This window comes from Porphyromonas sp. oral taxon 275 (genome assembly GCF_018127745.1).
Taxonomy (GTDB): Bacteria; Bacteroidota; Bacteroidia; order Bacteroidales; family Porphyromonadaceae; genus Porphyromonas.
The window spans coordinates 919,625-941,886 of sequence record NZ_CP072333.1 but is presented as its reverse complement, the minus strand read 5'-3'; the positions used below and the strand labels follow the sequence as shown (position 1 = coordinate 941,886).

The following is a 22,262-nucleotide window of genomic DNA, read 5'->3' as shown; positions in this document are numbered from 1 at the left end:
CCCTTGAAGAGGCTTTGTGTAGAGAGGAGGGGGAAAGGGGCGTAGGCTCTACGTGATGTGCGATAGAGCTAGGAGGGCTGGGCTAGCGAAGTGCTGAGCCGCTCCGCGGACGAGGTGGTCTACGGGGCGGCTCAGTCGCTAGGGGCGCTCGCTGGGGATGCTTAGCCTGCCAGGATAGGGCAGATGGAATCTACGATACCGTCGGCGAGCCCCTTCGTCGGGACGATGATCTCGCTGGCGCCCGTAAGCTCGGAGACGGTGAGGAAGATGTCTGCTGCGGGTACGATGACCTCGGCGCGGTCGGGCTTGAGGCGGAAGAGCTGCATGCGCTCCTCGGGCGTGTGCTGACGCAGCTGATCGGCGACCTCACGCAGGCTATCGACCGAGAGGATGTTGATATTGGCGCGCTCGGAGGGGGCACCCAGGCGTAGGAGCTTATTGATATTGCCCCCAGTACCCACCAGCTGCAACTCTCCGAAGCGTGCATGTAGCTCGTGGATGTGCCCCGCGAAGGCCTCGCGCACCTCGTCGCGCACCCGCCCATTGAGCTGGCGTATCGTACCGATGTCGAAGGAGCGCGAGTCGATGAGCTGATCGCCCTGGACGAGGTTGAGCTCCGTACTCCCCCCACCGACGTCTACATATAAATAGGTGTCGCCATCGCGCCCAGCGAGCGAGCGCATCAGGTCGGCCGAGATGAGGCGAGCCTCCTCCTTGCCGTCGATGATCTCGATCTTGATGCCCGTCTTCTCGTAGATGCGCTCGACGAGCTCCTGCCCGTTCTCCGCGTCACGCATGGCGGAGGTGGCACAGGCGCGCCAGGCTGTCACCTCGTAGATCTCCATCAGGGAGCTATAGGCCTTCATGAGGGAGACGAGCTGCTTAGCCTTTTTCTTGGAGATGCGCCCCTCGGTGAAGGCGTCCTCCCCGAGGCGAAGGGGCACGCGCACGAGCTGCACCTTGGATAGGGGCTCGCTGCTCCCGGGTTCGTTGAGGCATTTGATGAGCAGGCGCACGGCATTGGAGCCGATGTCTATACCTGCGTAGTGGGACTTACTCATGTTCCTTGGCTTGTCGATCGCTGTAATACTGGTAGAGCACCTGCTGTGAGTTGTACGGCTCGGTGCCTGGGGGGAGCTCCTCGCGGCGGGCATGGACGACGCCCTCGCGGGTATAGTAGCCCTGGGAGGTATCGGCGAGCCCTGCCTCTACGATGAGGTCGAGCTCACGCTGGATGTCGGGGTCGTAGACGGGCGTCATGACCTCTACGCGCTTATCGAGATTGCGCGGCATCCAGTCCGTGGAGCCGACGAAGTAGCGGGGAGCCCCGTCGTTGCCAAAGATGTAGATGCGCGTATGCTCCAGATAGCGGGAGATGATGGCATTGATGTAGAGCCCCTCGCTGTAGCCTGGGACCTCGGGGACGAGGGAGCAGTTGCCGCGCAGGCAGAGCTCCACCTGGACCCCCGCCTGGCAGGCCTCGTAGAGCTTCTGCACCATACGCTCGTCGACGATGTGGTTCAGCTTGAGTCGGATCAGCCCCTTACGTCCGCTGCGCTCGAGGCGGATCTCGCGGTTGATGAGCTGGTAGAGCTTGCCGCGCAGCTCGTTCGGCGCCACCAGCAGCTCCTTGAACTTGGTGGTGAGGAAGGGGCGCTCGATGAAGTCGAAGACACGTGCCACATCGGCGCAGATCCCCTCGTGGGCGGTCATCAGCATGAGGTCAGTATAGAGCTCAGCCGTGCCCTCGTGGAGGTTGCCCGAGGCGATACAGGAGATATTGCCCTGCTTGGTGGCGATGTAGATGAGCTTGGAGTGGATCTTCAGCTTCTCGTGCCCAAAGACTACGTTGATGCCCGAGTCCTGCATCTTCTTGCTCCAGCCGATATTGGACTCCTCGTCGAAGCGGGCGAGCAGCTCGATGACGGCGGTGACACGCTTGCCATTGAGCGCAGCGGCGGTGAGCGCGCGGATGACCTTGGAGTTGTGCGCTACGCGGTAGAGTGAGATGCGTATCTCGGTGACGAGAGGATTGATCGCCGCCTCCTGCAGTAGCCTCAGGATGTAGTCGAAGCTCTGATAGGGGAGGTGGATGCAGAGGTCACGCTGCAGGATGCGCTCGATGAGGCTCTCTCGGTAGCAGCGTGCCGAGGGGCGCAGCGGGGGCTGAGGGGCGAAGCGCAGCTCGCGGCGCCCGAAGTCGGGGAGCGTCATCAGGTCGCGCATGTTGTGGTAGCGCCCGCCCCCGACGCGCGTGTCTCTGAAGTTGAGCTCCGCCATATCGCTCAGTCGCTTCAGGACGTCTGGAGGCATAGCGGCGTCGAAGACCACGCGTACCGTCTCGCCACGCTTGCGGCGCTTGACGCCGCGCGAGACCTTCTCGATGACACTGGTGCGCAGGTCTTGCTCGATCTCGAACTCGGCGTCCTTGGTGAACTTGAAGGCATAGGCCTCGTAGCGGGCATAGTTCGTCCCTACGAAGATATAGGGGAGGCAGTAGCGCAGCACGTCGTCGAGGAACATGAGGTAGCTCTCGCCGCCCTGATCCTTGAGGCGGAAGAAGCGCCCCAGCGCCTTCGTCGGCACCTCCAAGAGGGCGATCTCGTGCTTCTCCTCGGGCTCCGTGGCCTCGTGCCACAGGACGACTGCCAGGTAGAGTGTCTCGCGGAGGTGGCGCTCAGGGCTGAAGGTCGGGCTATTGATGAAGATCGGGCTCGTCGTGCCATTGATCTTGCGGATGAAGAAGTCTAGGACCTCCTCGGCCTGCGCAGGCGATAGCTCCTGCTCGTTGACGAAGTGGATGTGCTCCTCGGCTAGGCGACGCATGAGCGCCTCGAGTGTCTCCTCGAAGATCTCGGAGTACTCTTGGTTCAGCCTCAGGATGCTGCGCAGCGTCTCCCTGGCCTTGCGACGCTCGGGCTCGGTCGCCTCTGTCGTAGCGTCGACTACGCGTCTGAGGGAGGCCACGCGTACGCGGAAGAACTCGTCTAGATTATTGGAGTAGATCCCGAGATAGTTGAAGCACTCAAGCAGTGGGAGGTCTTCGCGCATGGCCTCCATGAGGATGCGCCGATTGAAGTACATCCAGCTCGTGTCGCGCTCTATGTAGGGGAAGTGCTGTCCCCGTCGTCTGAGATGGGTCATAGCGGGTGGTCTTAGGGGCTATAGGGCACTACCATCAAAGCCGAAGGGCAGCAGCTGACGGGAGTCCTCCAGCAGGAAGGCCTCTTGCTCCCCGCAGAGGAGCACGGGGAATGGGTGGTAGCGGGTAGCGGTCTCGAGGATGACCTGGCGACAGGCACCGCAGGGGGAGATGAAGGGGACGCGCCCAGCCTCGTTCGTCGCCACGATGGCCAGGCACTCTACTGCCGCCTCGGGCCACTGGGAGGCTGCCCAGAAGAGGGCCGTACGCTCGGCGCAGATCCCCGAGGGGTAGGCAGCGTTCTCTTGGTTGGAGCCCGTCACGATCTCGCCATTATCGAGCAGAACGGCTGCCCCTACATGGAAGTGGCTGTAGGGGGCGTAGGCTCCCTCGGCCGCCTTGAGTGCGGCGACCTCTAGGCGTAGCTGCTCCTCGGATAGCTCGCTGCGCTGGAGCACCTGGTAGTTGATCTTGATGCTTCTCTCCATATATATAATAATGTATCGAGTTTAGGATAAGGGGCCACGGGCAGGCTAGCTCCATCATGCTGGGGACAGCCGCCTAGGGCTAAGCCAAAGTACGAAAAAAGGCCGTGGCGGACAAATCCCGACTTGCTCCGCCTCCTTGCCTGAGGAGCTGAAGAAGCGTGCGGTGTGGTGCTCTCAAGGGCCTTGCTGTCCGCCTCTCGCCTCTCTTCGCTTAGCCTCTCAAGCTCCAGCTTCATCCTGCTGGCTTCCGTCCAGGCTTGGCTGTCTAGTCTGAACTTCCTCTCTCGCTCGTCTGACTGACGACGCCTAGCGCCGTGACTGATATCCCTCAGCCTGCTGACAGATATCCCTCGGCGAGCTGACTGCTATCCATCACGGCGCTGACTGATGTCCCTCACGGAGCCGAGGCCTATCCTTGCCGCTCGGCATAGCTCGTTCCTTTTCCCTTCATCTTGCCTCCGAAGTTCTAGCCTCGCTTGGGGAGGGCTTGCTGCTCTCCGAGCTTGGACTGGACTACGTCTCGCCTCGGGCTGCCACTCGTGCTTGCAGTCTGCTTTCTTCCCGAAGGCTTAGGAGCTGAGCCTTTGTATAAGGAGCGTGACAAGCTGTCACTGCTTTGATGATCCCGAATTTTATCAATCAGCAAGCGCTTAGTATATTCCGAATAGCGCATATCCATAAATCGAAGGAGCGAATTGAAGGGTAGGGGAGCGGGGTTGCATCGGGTGGGGCGGTAGCGGTTCGGTAGGTCGAACTGCCGCCGCGACTTAGCTGTCGATCGGGTGACGTAAGTATCTTGCATTCATTTCGTTCTAAGCCGTAGTATCACGAAACGCTTTAGTACGCTTGCTCATTGGAGTATCTGAATAGAGGCCTGCGTCTTGTGGTGAAATGCTTAGTGTATTGTTTCCCAGTATTTTGTCCTTGATTTGTTAAGTTTTACTTGTGTCAGTTAGGGCTTTGCAAAGAGTGGAAATACACTTGTTTGACTTAGATCGAGCTTCGCGATGAGCGATTTCTTAATTCAGAATTAGCTAATCGCGAATACTTAATTGTGTATCTTTGTATCACAGTTTGGAACCGCTAAAACAGAGACGTAATGGCAGACTTTCTCGACCTCGGAGCTATCTCTCAACGCTTGCGAGAGCTCTACGAACGAAGTGGGATGATGGCAAAGGAATTTGCTGCGAAGGTGGGCATAGCTCAATCGACCCTCTCGGGTATCCTCAATGCCAAGCAGGAGATCAATGTCCCCATCATCAATAAGGTTATCGCGACGCATAGCGCTGAGGAGCTGGATCCCTATTGGCTACTCTTCGGAGGCGGTGAGGCGCTTCCCCTCGAGGGGGCGAGTCAGCTTCCTCGTGCGGATGCTGCAGCAGATAGTCCAGCCTTAGCTCTGCTGCTGGATCGGCTGGAGGCGCAGTGCCTAGAGATCGAGCGGCTGAAGGCCGAGCTGGCAGCGCTCAGCCACACGAGGAGCATAGACCACATCGCCATCTACTACAGTGATCATAGCTTCGAGCGCTTCCGCAGCGAGCTCCCTACAGAGTAGCGCTGGGGGCTCTATATAATAAGGAGTATCTTTGTAGAGCTAATCCTTACGCATAGATCAATGAAAAAATATTCCCTCCGCTTTAGGCTCGTGGAGACGCAGGCACTGGGTGCAGGCAACCACTTGCTGCGCCTGGTGCTGCCCCGTGAGGCTGGAGACTTCCCCGAGATGCGCCCGGGGCAGTTCGTCCAGGTCGCTGTACCTGGTGGCTTTGTCCTGCTCAGACGCCCCATATCGATCTGTAATGTGCTGCCCGAGCAGCGCGAGCTATGGCTACTCATCGCACGGGTGGGCACGGGCACCTCTGTCCTCACGCAGCTCCCCGACGGTACGGAGCTTAGCCTCCTGCTCCCGCTGGGCAACACCTTCCCTATGGAGGGCGTACATCGCCCCCTGCTCATCGGTGGAGGTGTCGGCATAGCGCCTATGCTCTATCTGGCGCGGGCCTTTGCCGCGCGTGGCCTCCGCCCGAGCATTCTCCTGGGGGGGCGCACAGCAGGGCATATCGTGCTGCGCGAGCACTTCGAGGCGCTGGGGGATGTCTACTATACGACGGATGACGGCTCGGATGGCCTCAAGGGCAGGGTGACCGATCATCCCATTCTCTCGGAGGGAGCCTTTGATCGCATCTATACCTGCGGGCCCAAGGTGATGATGCTCGCGGTAGCACGGGTCGCCGAGGCAAGTGGGATCCCCTGCTTCGTCTCCCTGGAGAACACTATGGCCTGCGGTATCGGAGCCTGCCTCTGCTGCGTGGAGGACCTCGTCGACCAGGGCAACACCTGTGTGTGCACTGAGGGGCCTGTCTTCGATTCCCGCCTACTCAAGAAATAAGTGATGATGAATACACTAGATACGCGCGTACATATCGGGCGAGGGCTCTACATCAAGAATCCCGTCATGACGGCCTCGGGCACCTACGGCTATGGCCTAGAGTACGAGGACTTCGTAGAGCTGCAGCGCCTCGGCGGGATCATGGTCAAGGGGACGACGCTGCATGCGCGCCAGGGGAATCCCTATCCGCGTATGGCCGAGACCCCAGCGGGGATGCTCAATGCCGTAGGGCTGCAGAATAAGGGCGTCGACTACTTCTGTGAGCACATCTACCCGAGCATCAAGGACTACGATACGGCTATGATCGTCAACGTGAGTGGCTCGCAGGTAGAGGACTATATCGCTACGGCAGAGCGCATCAATGCCCTAGAGCGCATCCCTGCCATCGAGCTCAATATCTCTTGCCCCAATGTCAAGGAGGGCGGTATGGCCTTCGGCGTGACCTGTGCTGGGGCTGCCTCCGTGGTGCGCGCCGTACGCGCCGTCTACGACAAGACGCTCATCGTCAAGCTCTCGCCCAATGTCACGGACATCACCGAGATCGCCCGTGCCGTAGAGGCAGAGGGGGCGGATGCCGTCTCTATGATCAATACGCTCCTCGGCATGGCCATCGATGCCGAGCGTCGCCGTCCCGTCCTCTCGACGGTCACAGGAGGGCTCTCGGGACCTGCGGTCAAGCCCATAGCGCTGCGTATGGTCTGGCAGACGGCGCAGGCGATCAAGCTGCCCATCATCGGTATGGGAGGGATCGCCACTGCCAGTGACGCCATCGAGTTCCTGCTCGCAGGGGCCTCCGCGATCGAGGTCGGTACCTATAACTTTGTCGACCCCACGGCCACAGTCAAGATCGTAGACGGCATCGAGGACTATATGCGCCGTCATGGCTTCGCCTCAGTCAGTGACCTAGTCGGGGCTCTCCAGCTGCCCTCCAAGGGCTAGTCCCTCGGCTTGGGACAAAGGTCCGATAAACGGGCGCCGTGCCGCACAGCAATCCATCAGCTCATTCCGCAGAGCCTATCAAATGATTAGTTGTGTTATGTTTAATTAGTATGTGGCGGTGATTGCTGCACGCATAGCATAGACAGCTCAGCCCTCCCCCTTGGCAGTCCCTCCCTTCAGGGAGCGGACGCATCGCAGCTAGCATTAAGCACAGTCAGCCTCTCCGAAGCGCTCCGATTATTATTACTTATCTTTGCAGCTCAATCAACAGAAAGGTAACAACAGTGACTCAAGCCCCATCCCTAGATACCCTCAAGCTACCTTCACCGAGCTACGTCCTCGAGGAAGATAAGCTGAGAGCCAACCTAAGCCTTATCCGTAGTGTCGCCGACCGTGCAGGCGTGGAGATCATCTTAGCCTTCAAGGCCTATGCCTTGTGGAAGACCTTCCCCATCATACGTGAGTACATCGCCCACAGCACGGCCAGCTCCATATGGGAGGCGCAGCTAGCCTATGAGGAGATGGGCGCTAAGGCGCATACCTTCAGTCCCGCCTATAACGAGGAGGAGTTCCCCATGATCCTACGCTACAGCTCGCACGTTAGCTTCAACTCGCTATCGCAGATCGAGCGTATGCGCCCCTTGATGCCACGTGACGGCAGCGTGTCCTTCGGGCTGCGCATCAATCCCGAGTACTCAGCGGTCGAGACCGACCTATATAATCCCTGTGCCCCAGGCTCACGCTTCGGCGTCCCTGCCTGCGAGCTCTCAGAGCTCCCCGAGGGGATCGAGGGGTTGCACTTCCACTCCCTTTGCGAGGGCTCGGCAGAGGACCTCGAGGTAACGCTTGGCCTCATCGAGCGTAACTTTGCCCATATTCTCCCCCGCATCAAGTGGCTGAATATGGGCGGCGGACACCTGATGACGCGTAAGGGCTACGACGTGGAGCGCCTCGTGCGCGTGCTGCAGGAGTTCAAGGCACGTCATCCCCAGCTCCAGCTCATCCTCGAGCCTGGGAGTGCCTTCGCCTGGCAGACCGGCTTCCTCACCTCTCGCATCGTCGACATCGTGGAGCACCACGGGATACGTACAGCCATCGTCGACGTCTCCTTCACCTGCCACATGCCTGACTGCCTCGAGATGCCCTATCAGCCTGCGATCCGCGGGGCTAAGACCAGCGGGGAGTATCGTCCCGAGGCCCATTGCTATCGTATCGGGGGGAATAGCTGTCTGAGTGGCGACTTCATCGGCTACTGGGAGTTCGACCACCCCCTAGAGATCGGCGAGCAGATCATCTTTGAGGATATGCTGCACTACACGACGGTCAAGACTACGATGTTCAACGGGATCTCCCACCCCAGCATCAGTCTGCTGAGGAGCTCAGGCGAGGTAGAGCTGCTACGCACCTTTGACTACAGCGACTACAAGGGGCGTATGGACTAGAGCCAAACCTATTCAGCCAAACAGATATAACTATGATTTTCGATAAGCGCACGGAGTACAAGCCCTTCGAGTACCCCGAGGTTCAGGTCTTCATCGACAATATGAACCGTACCTTCTGGGTACACTCGGAGGTGGACTTCAGCGACGACATACAGGACTTCAAGACGCAGCTCAGCGACACGGAGCGTGAGGTCATCAAGCGAAGCCTCCTGGCCATCGCCCAGGTAGAGGTGACGGTCAAGACCTTCTGGGGGAAGCTCTACGACTTCCTCCCCAAGCCTGAGTTCAACGACCTCGGGGCTACCTTCAGCGAATCCGAATGCCGCCACTCCTCGGCCTATGCTCGTCTCCTGGAGGTCGTCGGGCTGGAGGAGGAATTCAAGCGCATCCTTGAGGTGCCCGTCTTCAAGCGCAAGCTGGAGCTCACGGAGGAGCATCTGACGAGCCAGCAGGACTTCATCCATAAGCTCTTCTTCTTCACCATCGTCATCGAGAACTCCTCGCTCTTCTCGCAGTTCGCCAATATGGTGGCCTTCTCCCACTTCCGTGGTATGCTGAAGAACACGGCAAACATGGTCTCCTGGAGCAGTATCGATGAGCAGTGCCACGCCGATGCGGGGGTATACATTATTAATAAGATCTTCGAGGAGCGCCCAGACCTTCGCCTCGACTACAGCGAGGTAGAGCGTATGGTGCGTAGCTACCTGAGCTACGAGGAGGAGCTGCTCAACTGGATCTACGAGCCTGGGGAGCTGGACTTCTTCAGCAAGCAGGACATGCTGAACTTCATGAAGTACCGTGTCGACAAGGCCCTGACGCAGATGTCCTACGGGCAGGTCTACAACATCAGCACCGAACAATACATGCCCATGGAGTGGTTTGATGAGTACGTGTTCGCCAACGACCTTGACGACTTCTTCGCCAAGCGTCCGACCGCCTACACCAAGCACGACAAACCCGTCACCGCTAACGACCTATTCTAGCCCCTAGCCTAGAGACAAGATGAACCAAACAAGACAAGAACCCTGGTGGTACAACGATGAGTCCCGTGCGGTACTCGATCGCGGCTACCTCCTCAACGGGGAGACGATACACGATGCCATAGACCGCATCACAGCCTCGGTGTGCCAGCACCTGGGCGAGCTCGGCACACCCGAGCTGCAGGAGCGATTCAAGGATGCCATCTACAAGGGATGGCTGTCCCTCTCCTCCCCTATCTGGACCAATGCCGGCACCTCTCGTGGGCTGCCTATATCCTGCCAGGGATGCTATATCGGGGATAGCATCGCCGACATCACGACCAAGCTCGGCGAGGTGATGATGCACACCAAGATGGGTGCGGGGACCTCTGCCTACTTCGGTTCGCTCCGCGGCCGTGGGGCTTCGATCGCCAACAATGGGAAGTCCACAGGCGCTGTATCCTTCATGAAGCTCTTTGACACGGTGATGACCGTCGTCACGCAGGGCTCGCGTCGTGGCTCCTTCGCCGCCTATCTCGATATTGACCATCCGGACATCGAGGAGTTCCTTGCCATCAAGGACATCGGTAACGAGCTGCAGAATATCTTCTACGCCGTATGCGTCCCCGACTACTGGATGGTAGAGATGATCGAGGGCGATGAGGCCAAGCGCAAGATCTGGGCACGCGTCCTCGAGTCGCGCCGAGAGAAGGGACTCCCCTACATCTGGTTCAGCGACACGAATAATATCAACAAGCCCGAGATCTATCAGTACCTCGGCTGCAACATCACCCATAGCAACCTCTGCAGCGAGATCGCTCTGCCCGACTCGGACAAGGAGACCTTCATCTGCTGCCTCTGTTCGCTCAACCTCGCCCTCTACGATGAGTGGCGCGACAGCGATCTGCCCGAGCTGGCGGTGATGTTCCTTGACGGCATCCTCTCCGAGTACATCGCCAAGACGGAGGGTAAGAAGTTCCTCAAGTACGCGGCTAACTTCGCCAAGCGTCACCGCGCTATCGGCATCGGCGTCCTCGGCTGGCACTCCTACCTGCAGAGCAAGATGATCGCCTTCGGGTCACTCCAGGCCAACCAGCTGACGGCCGAGATCTTCAAGCAGCTCCAGGAGAAGACCACGGCCGAGAGCCTGCGCCTGGCAGAGCTCCTCGGGCCAGCGCCTATCTTCGAGGAAGGCAGCTATCAGGGCGTCAAGTACCGCAATACAACGCGCCTAGCTGTCGCCCCGACGACTTCCTCTTCCTCCATCCTCGGCCAGGTCAGCCCTGGCATCGAGCCCTACTCGAGCAACTATTATAAGGTAGGGCTGGCTAAGGGGAACTTCATTCGTAAGAACCGCTACCTGCGTGAGCTCCTCGAGAGCAAGGGCAAGGATACCTATGAGGTATGGCGTGAGATCATGATGAATGCAGGCTCGGTGCAGCACCTCGACTTCCTGAGCGACCACGAGAAGGAGGTCTTCAAGACCTTCCGCGAGATCTCTCAGAAGGACATCATCGTGCAGGCCTCCATCCGTCAGAAGTATATCGACCAGTCGCAGAGCCTCAACCTCAACATCCCGCCCGAGATGCCGATCAAGGACCTCAACCGCCTCATCATCGAGGCCTGGAAGCTCGGGGTGAAGGGGCTCTACTATCAGCGCAGCAATAGTGTCTCCAAGGATATGCTCACCAACCTGGTGACCTGCGCCAGCTGCGAGGCTTAGTCACCGAAGGACAGTCTCCACTACCCTACCGCATGGGGAGTGGAGACTGCCCACATCATCGATTCATCAACTAAAGCAAGGATCATGGGACTATTTGGACTCTTCTCCCGTAAGAAGAAGGAAGAGCTTAACGAAGGGCTCGCCAAGAGCAAGGAGAGCGTCTTCAGTAAGATCGCTCGAGCTGTGGCTGGGCGCAGTACCATCGACGACTCCGTGCTGGATGATCTAGAGGATATCCTCGTGACGAGTGATGTCGGGGTCGAGACGACCCTCAAGATCATCAAGCGAATAGAGGAGCGTGTAGCCCGAGACAAGTACGTCTCCACGAGTGAGCTGAGCGCCCTCCTTCGTGACGAGATCGCCCAGCTCCTACTGGAGAGCGGCTCGGAGGATGGAGAGAGCTTTGCCCTCCCCGAGGGGAAGAAGCCCTACGTCATCATGGTCGTCGGTGTCAACGGCGTGGGTAAGACCACGACCATAGGCAAGCTGGCCCATCAGTTCAAAGGGCAGGGCTACTCCGTGATGCTCGGGGCGGGAGACACCTTCCGCGCAGCCGCCATCGAGCAGCTCGACATCTGGGCGCAGCGTGTAGGTGTGCCCATCATCAAGCAGCATATGTCGGCCGACCCTGCCTCGGTAGCCTTCGACACGCTCAGCGCTGCAGTCAAGGCGGGCAGTGACGTGGTCATCATCGACACGGCAGGCCGCCTGCACAACAAGGTAGGGCTGATGAACGAGCTGACCAAGATCCGCCGCGTGATGCAGAAGGTCCTCCCCGATGCCCCACATGAGGTCCTCCTCGTCCTCGATGGCTCCACGGGGCAGAATGCCTTCGAGCAGGCCAAGCAGTTCACCGCAGCCACCGAGGTCAACGCCCTAGCGGTCACTAAGCTCGACGGCACGGCCAAGGGCGGTGTCGTCATCGGTATCTCCGATCAGTTCAAGATCCCAGTAAAGTATATCGGACTAGGCGAAGGCATTGACGACCTTCAGCTCTTCCGAAAGAAAGCATTTGTAGACTCCTTATTCGGAGAATGAGAAAGAATAAAGTCGACGTTATCACTCTAGGCTGCTCCAAGAATCTAGTGGACTCGGAGCAGCTCATCCGCCAGTTCCTGGCAAACGGTTACAAGGTCCAGCACAATTCGCCCACAGTCAACGGAGAGATCGTTGTCCTCAATACCTGCGGCTTCATCGGTGATGCCCAGGAGGAGTCGATCAACATGATCCTCAGCATGGTCGAGGCCAAGAAGCAGGGGCGCATCGGGCAGGTCTATGTCATGGGCTGCCTCACGGAGCGCTTCATGGACGAGCTCAAGGCAGAGATCCCCGAGGTCGATGGCTACTATGGCAAGTTCAACTGGAAGAACCTCCTTACCGACCTCGGGAAGGCGTACCACCACGACCCACTCGGGGGCAATCGTAGCATCACGACCCCATCCCACTACGCCTATATGAAGATCTCGGAGGGCTGCAACCGCAGCTGCTCCTACTGTGCTATCCCGCTCATCACGGGCAAGCATCAGTCTCGCCCCATGGAGGAGCTGGTCGCTGAGGCCGAGTCCCTCGTAGCCTCGGGCGTCAAGGAGATCCAGCTCATAGCCCAGGACCTTACCTTCTATGGCCTCGACCGCTACAAGAAGAACAGCCTAGCCGAGCTCATGCAGCGGCTCTCTGATGTCAAAGGGCTCGAGTGGCTACGCCTGCACTACGCCTATCCCGCGGACTTTCCTCGCGAGATCCTCAGCGTGATGCGGGAGCGTGAGAACATCTGCAACTACCTCGACATAGCCCTACAGCATATCAGTGACCCCATGCTGGAACAGATGCGTCGCCGCGTGACGAAGGCGGAGACCTACGAGCTGCTCGGCTATATGCGCGAGTCCGTCCCTGGCCTGCACCTGCGTACGACGCTGATGACGGGACACCCAGGGGAGACGGAGCAGGACTTCGAGGAGCTCCTGCAGTTCGTCCGTGATATTCGCTTCGATCGCATGGGTGCCTTCGTCTACTCACACGAGACGGGGACCTTCGCCTATGACAAGTACGAGGATGACATCCCCCTTGCTGTGAAGCAGGAGCGTATGGATCGACTGATGAGCACTCAGGAGGAGATCGCCACCGAGCTCAATGCAGCAAAGGTAGGCAAGACCTTCAAGGTCCTCATCGATAGAGCCGAGGATGAGTACTACATCGGGCGCACCGAGTACGACTCCCCCGAGGTCGATCAGGAGGTCCTGGTCACTAAGGAGACCGAGCTCACGGTGGGGAACTTCTACCCCATCGAGATCACCTCCGCCGACACCTTTGATCTCTACGGACAATTCAAGGCCTAGCTAAGATGCTGCAGGAGGAACTTTGGGTACTGCGTCTAGCGGAGCACGCTGGTCTGCAGCTGACGACGGTAGAGTCGCTGCTGCAGGCGCTGGGCGCTCAGCTCGAGCAGCGCCTCCTGGCGGGTCAGACGCTAGACCTACAGGAGCTGGGCTGCTGGAGCCTGCGCACCGAGATCGAATGGATCGCGGAGCTCCCCGACGGAGAGCTGTGGCTCATCCCTCCGCAGCTGCATCTAGAGCTCGAGGCCGAAGCTACTGAGGGGGGGAGCATTGCTCTCCCAGCCCTCGCCACGGCCCTCTCTGAAGCCTGCAAACTTAGCCTTGGGCTCGTCTCCGCTTGGCTGGAGCTCCTGCCTCGCCATTGGGCTACCTTCCTAGAGCAGCATCAGCTCCTGCACTGGCCTGGACTGGGTATCTTCCGCCTAGCTCCCGAAGGCTATACGCTGCAGCTAAGCTCCAGCTTTGCAGAGGGGCTGAACAAGCCCTTCGCCATGTTCGTCCCCGTACGACTTGGTCCCGATTACCTCCCCCAGGGGGAATTGGAGCAGCGCCCCTTGAGCTCCCTTGAATCCCTAGCTAGCCGCTATTCGACGCTACGCTACGAGGCACGTCAGCCCGAACCTATACCGGAGGAGCCTACTGTCCTCTCTGAGGAAGTCGCCCCGGTACACGAAGCCGATACGCTATCGGTGAAGGAAGCCCCATCTACAGAGGGCGTATCCCCAGCAGCGGACGGGCCTAGCTTCCCCTTACCAGTCAAGGCCGTCACTGACGTCAGTCAGGAGGCTCACACACTGGTGGGAGAAAGCTCACAGCCTGCTGTGACGATCGCCCCTGATTCAGAGGAGGCAAAGCCCCGCCCTTACTCGTGGGCATTACTCTTACTTGGGCTACTCGCTGGCTTACTCCTCGGGCTCGGAGGCTACTACCTATATAATGTGCATCTAAGGCCCCAGTCTTCGGCTTCGCTTAAGCCGAAGAAAACACAGCCGACACTCCCCGCCCCTCCTTCAGCACGTCCTACCCAATCCGCCCAGCTAGATAGCACTCAGCTGCGGCTAGACAGTGCTCGTCGGGATAGCTTGGCCCGAGCCCTAGAGCCCAGGCTTCGAGGGGACAGCACGGAGACACGCGTGCTGCGTCCAGGAGATCGCCTGACACGCCTTGCCTATCAGAAGTATGGGCACAAGGCCTTTTGGGTCTACATCTATCAGGAGAACGAGGCGAAGCTACAGGACCCTGACAAGCTCCCACTAGGGAAGCGTATCACGCTGCCCGCAGCCTCCAAATACCGTATCAACGCCCTTGATACGAATTCGGTGAGGCGTGCGTTAGTACTACAGCGCAACCTTTGGAACAAGAAGTAAAATCATAGCACGCACTAGACTTTAGACATATATGGAATCAGTAGACATACGCATGCTCACGGCCGAGATTGAGCGCAAGAGCCACATCATCGATGCCCTCCGCACGGGGATGCGTCAGGCGATCGTCGGGCAGGAACACCTCGTGGACTCCCTCCTCATCAGCCTGCTCTCGGGAGGGCATATCTTACTGGAGGGGCTGCCTGGCCTTGCCAAGACGCTCGCGATCAAGACGCTTGCCCAGCTGATACAGGCCGACTACAAGCGTATCCAGTTCACCCCCGACCTGCTGCCTGCCGACGTCATCGGGACGATGATGTATAGCCAGAAGCACGAGGACTTCCAGGTAAAGAAGGGGCCGATCTTCTCCAACTTCATCCTCGCCGACGAGATCAACCGAGCTCCAGCCAAGGTACAGAGTGCCCTCTTGGAGGCCATGCAGGAGCATCAGGTGACGGTGGGTGAGCAGACCTTCAAGCTCCCCAACCCCTTCCTCGTCATGGCGACGCAGAACCCCATCGAGCAGGAGGGTACCTATCCCCTACCCGAGGCACAGGTAGACCGCTTCATGCTCAAGGTGCTTATCTCCTACCCTCGCAAGGAGGAGGAGGCGCTCATCGTACGCCAGCAGATACGCCCTGAGCCCGTCGAGGTCAAGCACGTCGTCAGCATCGCTGATATCCTCGACCTGCGCGCTACGGCCTCCCAGGTCTACATCGACGAGAAGATCGAGCGCTACATCGTCGATATCGTCTACGCCACGCGCCGCCCTGAGGAGTACGGACTGGCGGACTTCAAGAACTACATCTCCTTCGGTGCCTCGCCTCGCGCCTCGATCAACCTTGCCCTCGCGGCTCGCTCCTACGCGCTGCTCAAGCGCCGCGGCTACGTCATCCCCGAGGATGTGCGCGCCATCTGCTACGATGTCCTGCGCCACCGCATAGGCCTCTCCTACGAAGCCGAAGCCAATAATCTCTCGGCCGACGAGCTTATCAAGGAGATCCTTAATAAGGTAGAGGTGCCCTAGCGGGAGTCGCCCACTAGGACACTGGACAAGTAAGATCGGAGCAGGAAACAGGTATAGATGAAATCGAAGCAAGAAGCCACAGAGCTACTCAAGAAAGTTCGCCGCATTGAGATCAAGGCAAGGGGGCTTTCCGAGCAGGTCTTTGCTGGGCAGTACCACTCGGCCTTTAGGGGACGCGGTATGGCCTTCAGCGAGGTGCGCAACTATCAGATCGGCGATGACGTACGCGATATCGACTGGAATGTCACGGCACGCTATGCGCATCCCTTTGTGAAGGTCTTCGAGGAAGAGCGCGAGCTGACGGTCATGCTCCTCGTAGATATGACGGGTAGCACCGCCTTCGGGACGCAAAGCGAGAGCATACGCGAGCTCAATACCGAGCTAGCGGCTACGCTCGCCTTCTCCGCGATACAGAACAACGACAAGGTAGGGGCCATCTTCTTCACCGATCAGATAGAGCTCTTCATCCCCGCACGTAGTGGGCGCAAGCATATCCTCTACCTGATCCGTGAGCTGCTGTCCTTCGAGCCCAAGAGCCAAGGGACGGACCTCAACGTCCCTCTGAGCTACCTCAATCAGGTCATCAAGCGACGCTGCACCGCCTTCTTGATCTCTGACTTCCTGCACTGGGGGGCAGACTATCGTACCTCGCTCAGCCTCGCTGCTCGGCGTCATGACCTGGTCGCCATCCGTACCTATGATGCGGGGGCGATGCAGCTGCCACGCCTTGGGCTGGTGCAGCTCCAGGATGCTGAGTCTGGGCGGTGCCGCTGGGTAGACACCTCTTCCCGTAGCCTACGGGAGGCCTATGAGCAGCAGCTAGAGGCCCAGCTCGCAGCCTTCCATCAAAATTGCCTTCGTTCGGGAGTCGACCACATCGAGCTCGCTGCGGGTCGAGACTATACGCCCGAGCTCCTACGCCTCTTCGGACGCAGATCCTAACACTATGTCACTACAGACAAGACGCTATAGCTTAGCAGGTATCTTGATGCTGGGGGCTGTCCATCTAGCCTCGGGGCAGAACGTCTCTATACAGACGCGCCTGGATCGTCCCGAGATACGCATCGGGGAGCCCGCGGCTATAGATATGATTATCCGCACGGACAACCTACCTCAGACACGCTTCTGGCTCAGCGAGGACAGCACGGGCAATGCGCGCTTCCGTGTCCTTGAGTTCGGCGCTCTCGACACCCTCGACATAGGGAATGGGGTCAAGGAGATCAAGGCGCGTATGATCGTGACCTCCTTCGACTCGACACTTGTCAACCTCCCTCCCATCATCGTCGAGACTCCCTCTGGGCAGGCGAGCTCTAAGGCGCTAGCCCTAAACGTCATCGCCCCACAGGTAGATGTCTCCAAGCCCGACGACTTCAAGCCCATCATGGATCCCTGGGAGGAGCCCTATACCCTATTGGATCTCTTCCTTATCCTTTGGTCAAGCTGGATTAGCTACGTCATAGCAGGCCTGCTCCTCATTGCAATCCTCGTATACGAGTACAAGAGGAGGGCGCGGTATATGAAGCCCGTGAAGCCTATCCCAGTCCGTACCTATACGCCTCTAGAGCAGCTGCAGAAGCGGCTCGCCCCACTTGCGAAGGCTCCGCTGGAGACCCAGCAGGACTTCAAGGCTTACTACTCCTTGCTGACCGAGGGGCTGCGTCACTACTTCCTCGAGCTATGGGGGATTGAGGCCCTCGAGCTGACTAGCTCGGAGCTCATCGCAGCCCTGAGCGGTCGCCAAGTCGATCCTCGTATACTGCGGCACCTAGAAGGGATTTTCGCCCAAGCGGACTTCGTGAAGTTCGCCAAGAGCCTCCCGATGCCTAGCGAAGCCCACGAGTCCAGTCGTCTAGCCCTAGAGCTGGCGAGTGAGCTCTATGCTGCTCAGCGTCCTGAGGGCTCAGAGAGAAAGGAGGTGACGGCATGACCTTCCTCCATCCCCACGTCCTGTGGCTGCTGCTCCTTATCCCCGCGCTAGCCCTCTTCTACATCCTTTGGCAGCGCAAGCAGCAGGCTACGCTACGCACGCCCTCCCTGCAGCTACTCCAAGGGGCAGGCGCTGGCTGGCGCGTACGTCTACGGCACCTCGTCCTCATCCTACGTCTCCTCGGGCTCTCGGCCATCATTATTGCCCTTGCTCGTCCACAGAGCTCCACCAGCTGGACGGAGAGTCAGGTGGAGGGTATCGATATCATGCTCACGATGGACATATCCACGAGCATGCTCGCCATGGACTTCGAACCGAACCGCGTCGAGGCTGCCAAGGAGGTCGCCATGCGCTTTATCGCCAATCGCCCCAATGACAATATCGGGCTTGTGGTCTTTGCAGGGGAGAGCTTCACCGCTTGCCCGCTCACGCAGGATCACGCGACGCTCGTCAATAGGCTGAGCCAAATGAAACCCGGGATCATCGAGGATCAGACGGCCATCGGCTCTGGGCTGGCTACGGCCATCAGCCGCCTCAAGGACAGCAAGACCAAGAGCAAGGTCGTCATCCTCCTGACAGACGGCGCGAACAACACGGGCAATATCTCTCCCTCTATGGCTGCAGAGCTAGCCAAGACGCTAGGCATATCGGTCTATACGATCGGTGTAGGCTCAGGCTCAGGCGAAGCCCCCTACCCTATAGAGACACCTGTAGGCACCGTGGTGCGTAATATGCCCGTCGACCTCGACGAGCCCACGATGCGTCAGATCGCGGAGATCTCTGGCGGGGAGTACTTCCGCGCTACGGATAATCAGTCCCTAGCCAAGATCTACAAGGAGATCGACCGTCTAGAGAAGACCAAGCTCTCGACACGCAGCTACCACAAGGTCTACGAGCAGTTCGCCTTCTTCGTCCTCATCGCAGCACTGTGCCTACTCCTGGAGTGGCTGCTACGCTCTACCATCTTCCGACTCAATCCCTAGGGTATGAACATACACTTCCAGTCCCCCGAGTATCTCAGCTTCCTCCTGGGGCTCCTGCCCCTTCTGGGCTGGGCTGTGTGGCGCTTCTTCCAGCGTCGCAGGCAGCTGGCCCGCTATGCTAGCCCTGAGATGCAGCAGCTCATCATGCCGCTGGCTACGGGACGCAAGCTGCTCCTGAGGGACCTGATGATCCTCCTGGCTGGGGCACTACTGCTCATCGTGCTGGCACGTCCTCAGATCGCAGGCCGTACTGCGGGTGCTAGCGAGGACAACAAGGGGATCGAGGCAATGATCTGCCTCGACATCTCCAACTCGATGCTCTGCGAAGACATTGCCCCGAATAGACTTGAGTTCGCCAAGCGGACAATATCCAAGCTGCTCGACGAGATGAAGAGCGACCGCGTGGGGCTCATCGTCTTTGCTGGTAGCTCCTTCGTCCAGCTCCCCATCACCACCGACCTAAGCACCGCCCAGGAGTTCCTCGGGGACATCTCCCCGAACATGATCTCCGACCAAGGTACGGCCATCGGCGCAGCGATCGACCTCGCTCGTCAGTCCTTCTCTGACCGCAAGGACCTAGGGAAGGCCATCATCGTACTGACAGACGGTGAGGACTTCGAGGACAATGCCCTCGAGGCGGCCAAGGCGGCTAAGGCTGCTGGCATCCGCATCAATGTAGTGGGGGTCGGCACCAGCGAGGGGGGCAATATCCCCACGAGCGGAGGACCCCTGACCGATGAGACGGGCAACATGGTCGTCACGCGCTTCAATCCCGAGATGTGCCAGTCGCTGGCCTCGGCGGGCGAAGGCGTCTTCGTCAGCTCAGCCTCACAGGCGAGTGTCGTGAAGGAGCTGAAGAAGCAGCTCGACGAGCTACCTAAGGGCAGTGTCTCGGGGGGCTCCGATAGCAGCGCCATCGAGGACTACGAGTCGTGGCTGTGGGCAGCCTTCGTGCTCCTCGTCCTGGAGTTCGGCATTATGGGACGCCGCAACAAGTTCCTCATCCGCTACAACATCTTCGGTCATGAGAAGTAAGCTCATCTATATCCTTTGCCTCACTGCCTTCACCTATGGCAGCAGCTCGGCCCAGTGGATCAAGAGCGATATCCGCCGTGCGGGCAAGCTCTACAAGAAGGGGAACTATGCCGCTGCCTCAGCCGAATATCGACGCGCTCTGCTCAAGGACAGCCTCTATGCTAAGGCTAACTTCGGCCTGGCTAACTCCGCCTATCAGGAGGGGCACTATGATCAGGCCAAGAGCTACCTCGAGCGTCTGGCGGGGTCTGCGCAGCTCCCTCAGCGTCATCAGGCCGACGTCCTACACAATCTCGGCAACGTAGCGATGAAGCAGAAGGACTACCGTGCGGCCGTCGAGGCCTATGAGGAGTCGCTGATCCGCAACCCTCAGAACGAGGGCACGCGCTACAATCTAGTCCTAGCGCAGCGTCTCCTCAAGCAGCAGGAGCAGCAGAAGGATAACAAGCAGCAGCAGAATAAGCAGGACCAGCAACAGCAACAGCAAGACAAGCAGAAGGACAAGCAGGATCCGAAGAAGCAGGACCAGCAGCAGAACGCTCAGCAGAAGCAGGACGACAAGCAGCAGGGCGGGAAGCCCGCTGAGCCTCGCCCTGGACAGATGTCCAAGGAGCAAGCCGAGCAGCTCCTCAACTCCTTCCGCTCCGACGACGAGAAGACACGCCGACGCGTAGAGCAGCGCCAGCGGGAAGAGCAGAGTCAGAATAGCAACAAGAACAAGAAGCGATGGTAAGTATATCTCGCACGCCTCTCCGCCGTACGTCCCTACTTGGTGCGGCGACCTTCCTAGGTTTAGTCTCCCTGGCAGCTCAGACCATCAAGGTCGAGGTGCCAGCGACTGTTATCAAGGGACGCCCCTTTCAGCTCGTATATCTTTTGCAGGGCTCGGCTGAGCTCGAGCGCCTCGATGCCCCCAAGCTCACGGGCCTCAATCTCCTCTACGGCCCAGCGCGTCAGACCTCCAGCTCCTTCAGCAGCGTCAATGGTAGGACCACCAGCTCGGTCTCCACGCAGCTTACCTATACCCTCCTGGCCGATAAGGTAGGTACAGTCTCCATCGCCCCCACGACGGCCGTTGTGGGAGGACGCCAAGTCCAGGTACGCGGGGCCAGTATCAAGGTCCTCCCAGGGGAGCCTGGGCAGCAGTCTGCCCAGGCCAGCAGCGTAGGGCACTACCTCTACCGCGCTATCCCTGGGCGCAGCTCGGTCTACGAGCAGGAGGCCATCCCGATGCAGTACAAGCTGTATGCCTCCACGGAGTTCGAGATCGCTTCGCTCAAGGCCCCCGAGTACGAGGGCTTCTTCTCACAGATGGAGCCCGATGATGGACGCCGACAGCTTGTCCTCGAGAGCTATCAAGGGCGCAACTGGCGTACCGTCGTCATGCGTCAAGAAGTACTCTTCCCCCAGCGCAGTGGTCAGCTGACCATCCCTGCCAGCGAGATTGGGCTGCGTGTCCCAGCACCTATGGCTCAGGACGAAGATGACTTCTTCATTGGGGCTACCAGCGTCATGGAGCGCACGGTCAGCTCCGCTCCCGTGACGATCTCGGTCAAGCCGCTCCCTACTGAAGGCCGCCCCGCAGACTTCTCTGGAGCTGTGGGAGCCTTCACGATGAAGGCTGAGCTCCTGAGCAAGAAGCTCAAGACCAATGAGGCGCTCACCCTACGCATCACCCTGCAGGGGCAAGGCAACCTAAAGCTCGCGAAGGCCCCCGAGGTCAAGTTCCCCGATACCTTCGAGGTCTATGACCCTAAGGAGAGCTACGAGCAGAAGGTCGGGGCGAACAATGTCCAGGGGCATAAGGTGATCGACTACTATGCCATCCCCAAGCGCGTCGGGATCGTGACGATCCCGGCCGTCAGCTTCAGCTACTTCAACCCGCAGACGCAGCGCTACGAGACGATCCGCAGCCAATCATTCCGCCTCGATATAGCCCAGGGGAAGAATGCCCCCCAGGATGAAGTCGTCAGCGCCGATCAGCAGCTCCTCAGCCTCGCGCCGCTCAAGCAAGAGCTGGGAGCCCGTGCCATCCGTGGCCTCGGCTTCGTGCAGAGCTTCGTCTACTACCTCTCCTTCGTCTTTATCGCTTTGGCTGCACTCCTCAGCTACGTCCTGCTGCGCCGACATCGGGCGCTGCTGGCTGACAGCGTAGGCTATCGTGCGAGCAAGGCAAGCAAGGTCGCGACGCGTCGCCTGCGTACGGCGCACGAGCTTCTTACAGCTGGGAAGCGTGAAGCCTTCTACGAAGAGCTGACCAAGGCCTTGTGGGGCTACCTCGGAGATAAGCTCCGTCTGCCCCTCTCCGAGCTTAGCCGCAGCAGCATCTCCGAGCTGCTACGCGAGCGTCAGCTGCCTGACGAACTGATCACGCAGATCACCGACCTACTTGACGCGGCAGACTTCGCCCGCTACGCACCAGCCCAGGAGGGCGATATGCAGCAGCTCTATGACGATACGGCACGCCTCATCAGTCATATGGATAGTCATCACCTCAGCCGATAGAGA

General features: G+C 59.2%; 19 protein-coding genes. 16 read left to right on the top strand and 3 right to left on the bottom strand.

Annotated elements, in window-relative coordinates; translation table 11 throughout:
* Window positions 1-161: 161 nt before the first annotated feature.
* From J4862_RS03750 to cdd, 3 genes are read right to left on the bottom strand one after another with little or no spacing between them, the layout of a single operon-like run.
* Window positions 162-1,061, bottom strand: a complete 900-nt coding sequence (locus J4862_RS03750; RefSeq protein WP_211789398.1) for a Ppx/GppA family phosphatase — start codon at window positions 1,059-1,061, stop codon at window positions 162-164.
* A complete protein-coding gene (locus tag J4862_RS03745; protein WP_211789397.1) occupies window positions 1,054-3,144 on the bottom strand; it encodes an RNA degradosome polyphosphate kinase in 2,091 nt (696 codons plus the stop codon). The genes J4862_RS03750 and J4862_RS03745 overlap by 8 nt, the downstream gene beginning before the upstream one ends.
* A gap of 18 nt (window positions 3,145-3,162) precedes the next feature.
* Window positions 3,163-3,630 carry a cytidine deaminase gene (gene cdd / locus J4862_RS03740; protein WP_211789396.1) on the bottom strand — a complete coding sequence of 156 codons (468 nt, stop codon included), beginning with the start codon at window positions 3,628-3,630 and terminating at the stop codon, window positions 3,163-3,165.
* A 1,099-nt stretch (window positions 3,631-4,729) separates the two neighbouring features.
* Between cdd and J4862_RS03735 the strand changes: the two genes are divergently transcribed.
* From J4862_RS03735 to J4862_RS03660, 16 genes are all read left to right on the top strand, one after another.
* Window positions 4,730-5,185 (top strand): helix-turn-helix domain-containing protein, encoded by a 456-nt coding sequence (locus J4862_RS03735; RefSeq protein WP_211789395.1) that lies wholly within the window; start codon window positions 4,730-4,732, stop codon window positions 5,183-5,185.
* A 60-nt stretch (window positions 5,186-5,245) separates the two neighbouring features.
* Window positions 5,246-6,019, top strand: coding sequence for a dihydroorotate dehydrogenase electron transfer subunit (locus J4862_RS03730; protein WP_211789394.1), 774 nt, complete (start codon window positions 5,246-5,248; stop codon window positions 6,017-6,019).
* A 3-nt stretch (window positions 6,020-6,022) separates the two neighbouring features.
* Complete coding sequence (locus tag J4862_RS03725) at window positions 6,023-6,958, top strand: dihydroorotate dehydrogenase (RefSeq protein WP_211789393.1); 936 nt, start codon at window positions 6,023-6,025, stop codon at window positions 6,956-6,958.
* A gap of 284 nt (window positions 6,959-7,242) precedes the next feature.
* Window positions 7,243-8,400: a carboxynorspermidine decarboxylase gene (gene nspC / locus J4862_RS03720; RefSeq protein WP_211789392.1), complete on the top strand. Its 1,158-nt coding sequence runs from the start codon at window positions 7,243-7,245 to the stop codon at window positions 8,398-8,400.
* A gap of 32 nt (window positions 8,401-8,432) precedes the next feature.
* Window positions 8,433-9,383 (top strand): ribonucleotide-diphosphate reductase subunit beta, encoded by a 951-nt coding sequence (locus J4862_RS03715; protein ID WP_211789391.1) that lies wholly within the window; start codon window positions 8,433-8,435, stop codon window positions 9,381-9,383.
* A gap of 19 nt (window positions 9,384-9,402) precedes the next feature.
* Window positions 9,403-11,082: a ribonucleoside-diphosphate reductase subunit alpha gene (locus tag J4862_RS03710; RefSeq protein WP_211789390.1), complete on the top strand. Its 1,680-nt coding sequence runs from the start codon at window positions 9,403-9,405 to the stop codon at window positions 11,080-11,082.
* 84 nt (window positions 11,083-11,166) lie between these two features.
* On the top strand, window positions 11,167-12,120 hold the full coding sequence (gene ftsY, locus J4862_RS03705) for a signal recognition particle-docking protein FtsY (RefSeq protein ID WP_211789389.1): 954 nt from the start codon (window positions 11,167-11,169) through the stop codon (window positions 12,118-12,120).
* Window positions 12,117-13,418, top strand: a complete 1,302-nt coding sequence (rimO, locus tag J4862_RS03700) for a 30S ribosomal protein S12 methylthiotransferase RimO (protein WP_211789388.1) — start codon at window positions 12,117-12,119, stop codon at window positions 13,416-13,418. Before ftsY ends, rimO begins: the two co-directional genes overlap by 4 nt.
* A 5-nt stretch (window positions 13,419-13,423) precedes the next feature.
* Window positions 13,424-14,785: a LysM peptidoglycan-binding domain-containing protein gene (locus J4862_RS03695; RefSeq protein ID WP_211789387.1), complete on the top strand. Its 1,362-nt coding sequence runs from the start codon at window positions 13,424-13,426 to the stop codon at window positions 14,783-14,785.
* 31 nt (window positions 14,786-14,816) lie between these two features.
* On the top strand, window positions 14,817-15,809 hold the full coding sequence (locus J4862_RS03690; protein ID WP_211789386.1) for a MoxR family ATPase: 993 nt from the start codon (window positions 14,817-14,819) through the stop codon (window positions 15,807-15,809).
* 57 nt (window positions 15,810-15,866) lie between these two features.
* Window positions 15,867-16,751 carry a DUF58 domain-containing protein gene (locus J4862_RS03685; RefSeq protein WP_211789385.1) on the top strand — a complete coding sequence of 295 codons (885 nt, stop codon included), beginning with the start codon at window positions 15,867-15,869 and terminating at the stop codon, window positions 16,749-16,751.
* 4 nt (window positions 16,752-16,755) lie between these two features.
* Window positions 16,756-17,736 (top strand): hypothetical protein, encoded by a 981-nt coding sequence (locus J4862_RS03680; RefSeq protein ID WP_211789384.1) that lies wholly within the window; start codon window positions 16,756-16,758, stop codon window positions 17,734-17,736.
* Window positions 17,733-18,719: a VWA domain-containing protein gene (locus tag J4862_RS03675; protein WP_211789383.1), complete on the top strand. Its 987-nt coding sequence runs from the start codon at window positions 17,733-17,735 to the stop codon at window positions 18,717-18,719. The genes J4862_RS03680 and J4862_RS03675 overlap by 4 nt, the downstream gene beginning before the upstream one ends.
* A 3-nt stretch (window positions 18,720-18,722) precedes the next feature.
* A complete protein-coding gene (locus tag J4862_RS03670) occupies window positions 18,723-19,754 on the top strand; it encodes a VWA domain-containing protein (protein ID WP_211789382.1) in 1,032 nt (343 codons plus the stop codon).
* The gene (locus tag J4862_RS03665) at window positions 19,744-20,487 is read left to right on the top strand and encodes a tetratricopeptide repeat protein (RefSeq protein ID WP_211789381.1); all 744 of its coding nucleotides are present in this window, start codon (window positions 19,744-19,746) and stop codon (window positions 20,485-20,487) included. Before J4862_RS03670 ends, J4862_RS03665 begins: the two co-directional genes overlap by 11 nt.
* Window positions 20,481-22,259 carry a BatD family protein gene (locus J4862_RS03660; protein ID WP_211789380.1) on the top strand — a complete coding sequence of 593 codons (1,779 nt, stop codon included), beginning with the start codon at window positions 20,481-20,483 and terminating at the stop codon, window positions 22,257-22,259. The genes J4862_RS03665 and J4862_RS03660 overlap by 7 nt, the downstream gene beginning before the upstream one ends.
* The last annotated feature ends 3 nt before the right edge of the window (window positions 22,260-22,262 follow it).

Excerpts from the sequence above, each read along its gene's own strand:
- J4862_RS03660 (WP_211789380.1), top strand. The coding sequence starts at position 20,481 with ATGGTAAGTATATCTCGCACGCCTCTCCGCCGTACGTCCCTACTTGGT.
- cdd (WP_211789396.1), bottom strand. The coding sequence starts at position 3,630 with ATGGAGAGAAGCATCAAGATCAACTACCAGGTGCTCCAGCGCAGCGAG.
- ftsY (WP_211789389.1), top strand. The coding sequence starts at position 11,167 with ATGGGACTATTTGGACTCTTCTCCCGTAAGAAGAAGGAAGAGCTTAAC.
- J4862_RS03680 (WP_211789384.1), top strand. The coding sequence starts at position 16,756 with ATGTCACTACAGACAAGACGCTATAGCTTAGCAGGTATCTTGATGCTG.
- J4862_RS03695 (WP_211789387.1), top strand. The coding sequence starts at position 13,424 with ATGCTGCAGGAGGAACTTTGGGTACTGCGTCTAGCGGAGCACGCTGGT.
- J4862_RS03745 (WP_211789397.1), bottom strand. The coding sequence starts at position 3,144 with ATGACCCATCTCAGACGACGGGGACAGCACTTCCCCTACATAGAGCGC.
- J4862_RS03735 (WP_211789395.1), top strand. The coding sequence starts at position 4,730 with ATGGCAGACTTTCTCGACCTCGGAGCTATCTCTCAACGCTTGCGAGAG.
- J4862_RS03670 (WP_211789382.1), top strand. The coding sequence starts at position 18,723 with ATGAACATACACTTCCAGTCCCCCGAGTATCTCAGCTTCCTCCTGGGG.
- J4862_RS03710 (WP_211789390.1), top strand. The coding sequence starts at position 9,403 with ATGAACCAAACAAGACAAGAACCCTGGTGGTACAACGATGAGTCCCGT.
- J4862_RS03715 (WP_211789391.1), top strand. The coding sequence starts at position 8,433 with ATGATTTTCGATAAGCGCACGGAGTACAAGCCCTTCGAGTACCCCGAG.
- J4862_RS03665 (WP_211789381.1), top strand. The coding sequence starts at position 19,744 with ATGAGAAGTAAGCTCATCTATATCCTTTGCCTCACTGCCTTCACCTAT.
- J4862_RS03725 (WP_211789393.1), top strand. The coding sequence starts at position 6,023 with ATGATGAATACACTAGATACGCGCGTACATATCGGGCGAGGGCTCTAC.
- rimO (WP_211789388.1), top strand. The coding sequence starts at position 12,117 with ATGAGAAAGAATAAAGTCGACGTTATCACTCTAGGCTGCTCCAAGAAT.
- J4862_RS03730 (WP_211789394.1), top strand. The coding sequence starts at position 5,246 with ATGAAAAAATATTCCCTCCGCTTTAGGCTCGTGGAGACGCAGGCACTG.
- J4862_RS03675 (WP_211789383.1), top strand. The coding sequence starts at position 17,733 with ATGACCTTCCTCCATCCCCACGTCCTGTGGCTGCTGCTCCTTATCCCC.
- J4862_RS03690 (WP_211789386.1), top strand. The coding sequence starts at position 14,817 with ATGGAATCAGTAGACATACGCATGCTCACGGCCGAGATTGAGCGCAAG.
- J4862_RS03750 (WP_211789398.1), bottom strand. The coding sequence starts at position 1,061 with ATGAGTAAGTCCCACTACGCAGGTATAGACATCGGCTCCAATGCCGTG.
- J4862_RS03685 (WP_211789385.1), top strand. The coding sequence starts at position 15,867 with ATGAAATCGAAGCAAGAAGCCACAGAGCTACTCAAGAAAGTTCGCCGC.